The organism is Streptomyces lateritius, from assembly GCF_014649715.1.
Lineage (GTDB): Bacteria > Actinomycetota > Actinomycetes > Streptomycetales > Streptomycetaceae > Streptomyces > Streptomyces lateritius.
In genome coordinates this window covers 244,835-250,980 of record NZ_BMTO01000011.1, presented here as the reverse complement: position 1 = coordinate 250,980, position 6,146 = coordinate 244,835, and the positions used below count along the sequence as shown (strand labels likewise).

The following is a 6,146-nucleotide window of genomic DNA, read 5'->3' as shown; positions in this document are numbered from 1 at the left end:
GGCGCCGGTGCAGGTGCCCTGCTTGACGCCGTCGAGGTAGAGCGTCTGCGTGGTGCCGGTGGCCGACAGGACGGCGTGGTGCCACTTGTCGTCCGCGACCTCACTCGTGGAACCGAGCGCGGCCTGACCGTTGCAGGTGGAGCTCCACCAGTGGCCGTGCAGCTTCTTGTCGGCGCCGACGTAGAGCAGGTCGCTCCAGCTGCCGGTGACTCCACCCGGGTTGTTCGGAGCGACGCTCTGGTCGCTCATGATCACGCCGGGCTGGGCCGTCTTGAACCACAGCTCGACCGAGCGGTCGGCCTTGGCGTGCAGGGGACCGTACGGCACTTCCACGAAGGAGCTGGTGCCGTTGAACTGCGCGGCTGTGGCGTCCCCGGCACCGAACGGTCCCGCCACACCCTGCGTGACGGTGTTGTAGGTGCCGAAGCCGGTGTGCAGCTCGTTCGCGGCCTGCGCCGCGCCCTGGGTGTCGTCCAGGCGCCAGTAGCCGGCCGGGGCGGTACCCATGACCGCCGAGCGGTAGACCTGCGAGGAACCGGTGACGGTGGGGGGATTGAGCTTCCACGTACCGCCGTTGCCGTCGGTGGCCTGGAGGACCAGGTCGTCGGTGGTGCCGTAGACGACCGAGGCCTGCGTCTTGCCACCCGGCGTAGTGATCTTCTGGAGCAGTCCGGCGGACCGGGTGGCCGCCTGATACTGCGCGTTGATCACGTCCGGGGTGAGCGGCTCCGTGTAGATCGCAACCTCGCCGAGCTGACCGGCGAAGTGACCGAGCTGGTCGGCGGAGTTCATCGCGGGCCAGTTGCGGTTGTTCACACCCGCGCCGAGCGCGATGTAGGGAGTGTTCCAGTCCTTGATCTGACCGGCCTTGCTGCCCTGAGCGACGCCGTCCAGGTAGAGCGTCTGGGTGTTGCCCGCGCCGGTGAGGGTCGCCTGGTGCCACGTTCCGTCGTTGACGGAGGCGGCGGAAGTGATCGTGGTGGTGCAGACCCCGGTGGCCAGGCAGCCGCGCAGCTTGCCGTCGGTGCCGACGTACAGCGCCGGTGTGTTGTACCACGTGCTGCCGACCGGGTCGGCGACGCTCAGCGGCTTGTCACCGTAGTAGAAGAGAACTCCGCCGGCTTGCGTGGTCTTGAACCACAGCGAGATCGTCGTGTACGACGGCGTCGCACCCGGGGCGCTGGGCATCTCGACGTACGAGGTGGTGCCGTTGAACGTGGCCGTCTTCTGCGTGGAGCCGGCCAGCACACTCGCGCTGCCCAGAGTCACATCATGGTAGAGACCGTTGTACTTGCCCTGGTTGGCGTCGACGGTGTCCTTGGTGACGGTCGCCCCAGGGGCTTCACCCAACCGCCAGTACGCGTACGGGTCGGCGTCCAGCACCGTGGTGCGGTGGTGATTGCCGGTGGCGTACGTGTAGGTGGTGCACTTGGTCCAGTCGGCCGGCGGACACACCTTGGTGAGCTGGTCACCGGTGTAGCCGTACTGCCAGGTCTGGGCAGTGGCGGCGTCACCCGCGGTCGACGGGTCGGTGAAGACCGTCTCCACGTGCGGCACGGTCGCGCCGGCCGGTGTGAACCAGGTCAGACCCAGCGAACGCTTGGACGTGGTGTTCGTGATGGTGGTCAGCTGGCGTGAGGCGTTGTAGGTGAACGTCTCGGCGCGTCCCGCGAAATCCACGATGCCCGATATCGCGTAGACCCCGGTCTTGCCGGTCGCCTGCGTGAAGGAGTAGGCCGTGAAGTCCTTGTCGGTCAGCTTGTAGCCGTCGGTCACCGACTCCAGCCGGGCGTAGCGGCCCAGCGGCGGCACGAAGGTGCCGTCGGTGTTGCGGCCGAAGGCGACCTGCTCGCCACCGGGGTAGGTGATCGCGACGCTGGTGACCGTGCCGGCGCTGTCCTTGGTCTCGGTCGCCTTCATGTCGACGACCGTGGACCAGCCGGCGCCGAAGGCGCTGTCGATCCGCGGGTCGAGGCTGTTGTACGAGCGGTCGATCTCCAGCGACGGGCCGATGACCGGCACGTCGGCGTCGGTGTCCTCGGTGGTGTAGTTGCCGTCGGACGGGTCGAACTCGTGGCCGTCGGTGTTCTGCGCCAGGCCGGAGGTGACCGGCGGCTGTGGCACCGTGGTGGAGAACCGGCTCGCCGAGTACAGGACGGAGTCGTATCCGTCGGTGACGCTGACGTACCAGACGTAGCTCTTGCTCCAGCTCAGCTTGCCGGCCGGCACCTTCCAGGACCGCTCGGCGGTGAGGCCGGAGCTGGTGACGGGTGTGGTGCTCGTGCTGTCGGCGTCGTAGACCTCGAAGGAGTACGTCAGGGACCCTGGCCAGTTGTCGGCGTCGCTCGCGTAGACGAGCAGTTCCGGCTGGAGGGTGTTGGCCTGGAAGTTCTCCGGCGGATACTGGGCGTTGACCTGCGGCTTGGTGTTGGCCGTGTAGGTCAGCTCCAGCGCGGGACGCCAGGCGGCGGTCGCGGAGTTGTCGGAGTGGAACTTCTTCCAGTGCAGCGCGTTGGTGGTCGGCGCGGTGAGCGCGAGACCGTAGTTCGCGGCGCCGATGGCGACCTGGTTGAACCACGTGGTCGACAGCGACACCGGCATCTTCACACCGACGTCCGTGCCGCCGTCCGAGTTGGAGCAAGAAGCACCAGGCGCCGGGGTGGCCGAGCCCATGGAGGCGCCGAAGGCCGGGCCCGGGTAGCTGGTGACCCCGGACGGGGTCCAGGACTGGGTGATCGGGTGGACCGAGAACGACGAAGCGGTGCAGGTCGAGGACCAGAGCGCATACACGTTCAGGGTGGCGGCGGTGACCCGCTGCCCCGCGAGCGTGGTGCCCAGCGAGGAGAACTGCAGGAACGAGTTCGCCTTGTTCGTGCCCGAGTCGTAGGAGCCGACCTTGATCTGCGTCTCGGTGGAGTGGTCACCACCGAGGGTGTTCTGCGCGTACGTGGAGTTCGACGCGGTCACCGTCGGGTCGACGGTCACCGGGTAGACCCGCTCGGGCGCGTCGAGCCACGCACGGTCCGCGGTCATCCGCAGGGCGGGCTTGCCGTCCACCGTGACCAGCTCGTAGGTGACGGCCCGCGACTGGGCGGCGTCGCCCGAGCGCGGGTCGATCTTGGAGTCCTCCATGAACGCGTGCGGGATGGTCGCGGTGACCTTGCCCGCCGCGTCCGTGAACTCCACATCACCGTCGGCGGCTATTCGGGGCGTGAGCCCCTTCACCGCGAGCGGGAACGTCCAGGAGTTCGCCGCCTGCGGCGAGCGCAGGACGATGTTCTCCTTGAAGCCCTCCGCCAGCGGCACCAGCTGCACGTCGGTGTCCGACAGCACATCGGCGTAGGTCACCGTGCCGTTCGCAGCGACGGTGGGCTCGGCCTTTGCGGCGTCCTTGAGCGCGTACCCGAGCGAGCGTCCGGCGCCGAAGTCGACCGACGCGAGCTGCTTATCTGCGGCGTCCGGCGCGAACTCGACATCGAGGGAGTTGGCCCGCTGCTGGAGCCGGCCGTCGGTGTCCTCGGTCAGCCGGGTGTCGATCGGCTTCCACGTGCCGTCGGTGCCCTTGAAGTTCGTACGGCCCGGGAAGTGGCGCACCGTGGTCGAGCCGTCGGCGTTGACGTAGAAGTCCGACGTCGCCGTCGACTTCTTCGCGTCACGCTTACTGGTACGGGCGTCGAAGCTCTTCGCTGTGCCGGTGACGCGGCTCGTGGTGGCCGCTTCGGGCTTGTCCACATAACGCTGGTACGGCTCCAGCTCGCCCTTGCCCTTGCCGGGGCGGCGGCCGGCGCCGCCCTCGGTGCTGGTGGCGTCGGCGGTGGCGTGGTGCCCCTTGCCGCGGGCGGTGCCGCCCCGCTGGTCGGGGGTGTCCAGGGGATCCTCACTGGCCCAGTTCAGCAGGCCGGAGAAGGACAGTTCGGGCATGCTCAGCGGCGGCAGGGTGACCCCTGTGGCCATGGCCGTCTCGGTGGTGAGCATGCAGGAGAGGGAGACAAGGACGGAAAGAGCCGTAGCCCTCGCTCTGCGTCTTCCGGTGCGACCCGGTGGAAACAGGCGAGGGCTACGGACCCAACGAACGCGCATGGGCGAGCCTTTACTTATGCGGTGCTTATAAAACGACGTGAGCCTGCCTGATGCCCGCACGGCCATGCCCACCGGGGTCTGCTGTTTTACTTGCTCTTTACCTGTCGCGAAAGCGGGTTGCCCTCCGGGCCCAAAACGGCAGAAGAGCGCGGAACCAGGGACCGTAAACCTGGTTCCGCGCTCTCGTCTGAAACCCGCCCGACGGTGCGAGGCTGGCGCGACAGGACGTTCGCGCCGCCGGGCGGAGCATAAGGGGGAGGGGTGGAGGGGCGTTGGGACCGCGGCGGTGACGACGGGATGTCCGGGGCCCCCTTCCTTCAGGTCAAGAAGGGGCCCGGTTCGCCCTTACCACCGCACTGGCTCGTGCACCGCCGCGGTCCTCACGCTGTCCGTACCGCCGACCACCCCTCATCCGGGCCGGCGGGCCGGACGGCGTACGGCACTGACCTCCCGTCATGTGCCGTACGCGGTCTGGACACCGCTGGAGATCAGTCCTCGCGCAGGGCGCGGACCGCCTCCTCGACGCGCTTGCCGTACTCCGCGTCGGCGGCGGCGAAGTGCGCGATGTTCTTCTCGATCACGTCCTCGCGGGAGACCTGCGAGAGGCCACCGGCGATGTTGGCGATCAGACGGCTCTTCTCGTCCTCCGACATCAGGCGGTAGAGCTCACCCGCCTGGAAGAAGTCGTCGTCCTTGTTGTGCAGCGGGGCCTCGTGCGTGCCGGTCCAACCGGCTATGGCCAGCGGGGCGGAGAGCGCCGCGTCGGTCTGCGAGGGACCGGAGTACGAGTTGGGCTCGTAGTTCTTGTCCGTGCGCGAGCCGTTGCGGGTGGCCATGAAGCCGTCGCGGCCGTAGTTGTCGGCGACGGTCGCCTTCGGGGCGTTCACCGGCAGCTGGGTGTGGTTGACACCGAGGCGGTAGCGGTGGGCGTCCGCGTAGGCGAAGAGGCGGCCCTGGAGCATCTTGTCCGGCGAGGGGCCGATGCCCGGGACGAAGTTGTTCGGGGAGAAGGCGGCCTGCTCGACCTCGGCGAAGACGTTCTCCGGGTTGCGGTCGAGGACCAGGCGGCCCACGCGCTGCAGCGGGTAGTCGGCGTGCGGCCACACCTTGGTGAGGTCGAACGGGTTGAAGCGGTAGTCCGGAGCCTCGGAGGCCGGCATGACCTGGACGTACAGGGTCCACGAGGGGTTCACGCCGCGCTCGATGGCCTGCAGCAGGTCGGTCTGGTGCGAGTTCGCGTCCTTGCCGACGAGCTCGGCGGCCTGCTCGGCGGAGAGCGAGCGGATGCCCTGGTTCGTCTTGAAGTGGTACTTGACGAAGAAGGCCTCGCCCGCCTCGTTGGTCCACTGGTAGGTGTGCGACCCGTAGCCGTTCATGTGACGGTACGAGGCCGGGATGCCGCGGTCACCCATCAGCCAGGTGATCTGGTGCGTGGCCTCGGGGGAGTGCGCCCAGAAGTCCCAGACGTTGTCCGGCTCCTGCTTGCCCGTGAACGGGTCGCGCTTCTGGGAGTGGATGAAGTCGGGGAACTTGATCGGGTCCTTGATGAAGAACACCGGGGTGTTGTTGCCGACGAGGTCGTAGTTGCCCTCTTCGGTGTAGAACTTCAGCGCGAAGCCACGCGGGTCGCGGACGGCGTCCGCGCCACCGAGCGAGTCGGCCACGGTCGAGAACCGGATGAAGGTCTCGGTCCGCTTGCCGACCTCGGAGAGGAAGGCGGCCTTCGTGAAGCGGGTGACGTCGTCGGTCACCTCGAAGTAGCCGTACGCGCCGGAGCCGCGGGCGTGGACCACCCGCTCCGGGATCCGCTCACGGTTGAAGCGCGCGAGCTTCTCCAGCAGGTGCTGGTCCTGCAGCAGGATGGGGCCACCGACGCCGGCGGTGGCGGAGTTCTGATTGTCGGCGACCGGGGCGCCGGACTCGGTCGTAAGCACGCGCTTCGACATCGTGACCTTCCGTACGGGAGCTGCACTGCTGGGGGTGGCTGGAGCGTAAGTACGTCCCGAAGCCAACGTCAACAGTTTGTTGAAAATGAAGTGTGGTGTTCCGGACGGCGACGACGCCTG

General features: G+C 68.0%; 2 protein-coding genes. Both read right to left on the bottom strand.

Features of this window, described 5'->3' with window-relative positions; genetic code table 11:
• Positions 1 to 3,975, bottom strand: a 3,975-nt coding sequence (locus IE136_RS23610; protein WP_229819066.1) for a LamG-like jellyroll fold domain-containing protein, incomplete at its 3' end; no start/stop codon positions are given.
• Between the two features lie 593 nt (positions 3,976 to 4,568).
• Complete coding sequence (locus IE136_RS23605; protein WP_158991838.1) at positions 4,569 to 6,026, bottom strand: catalase; 1,458 nt, start codon at positions 6,024 to 6,026, stop codon at positions 4,569 to 4,571.
• Between the last annotated feature and the right edge of the window lie 120 nt (positions 6,027 to 6,146).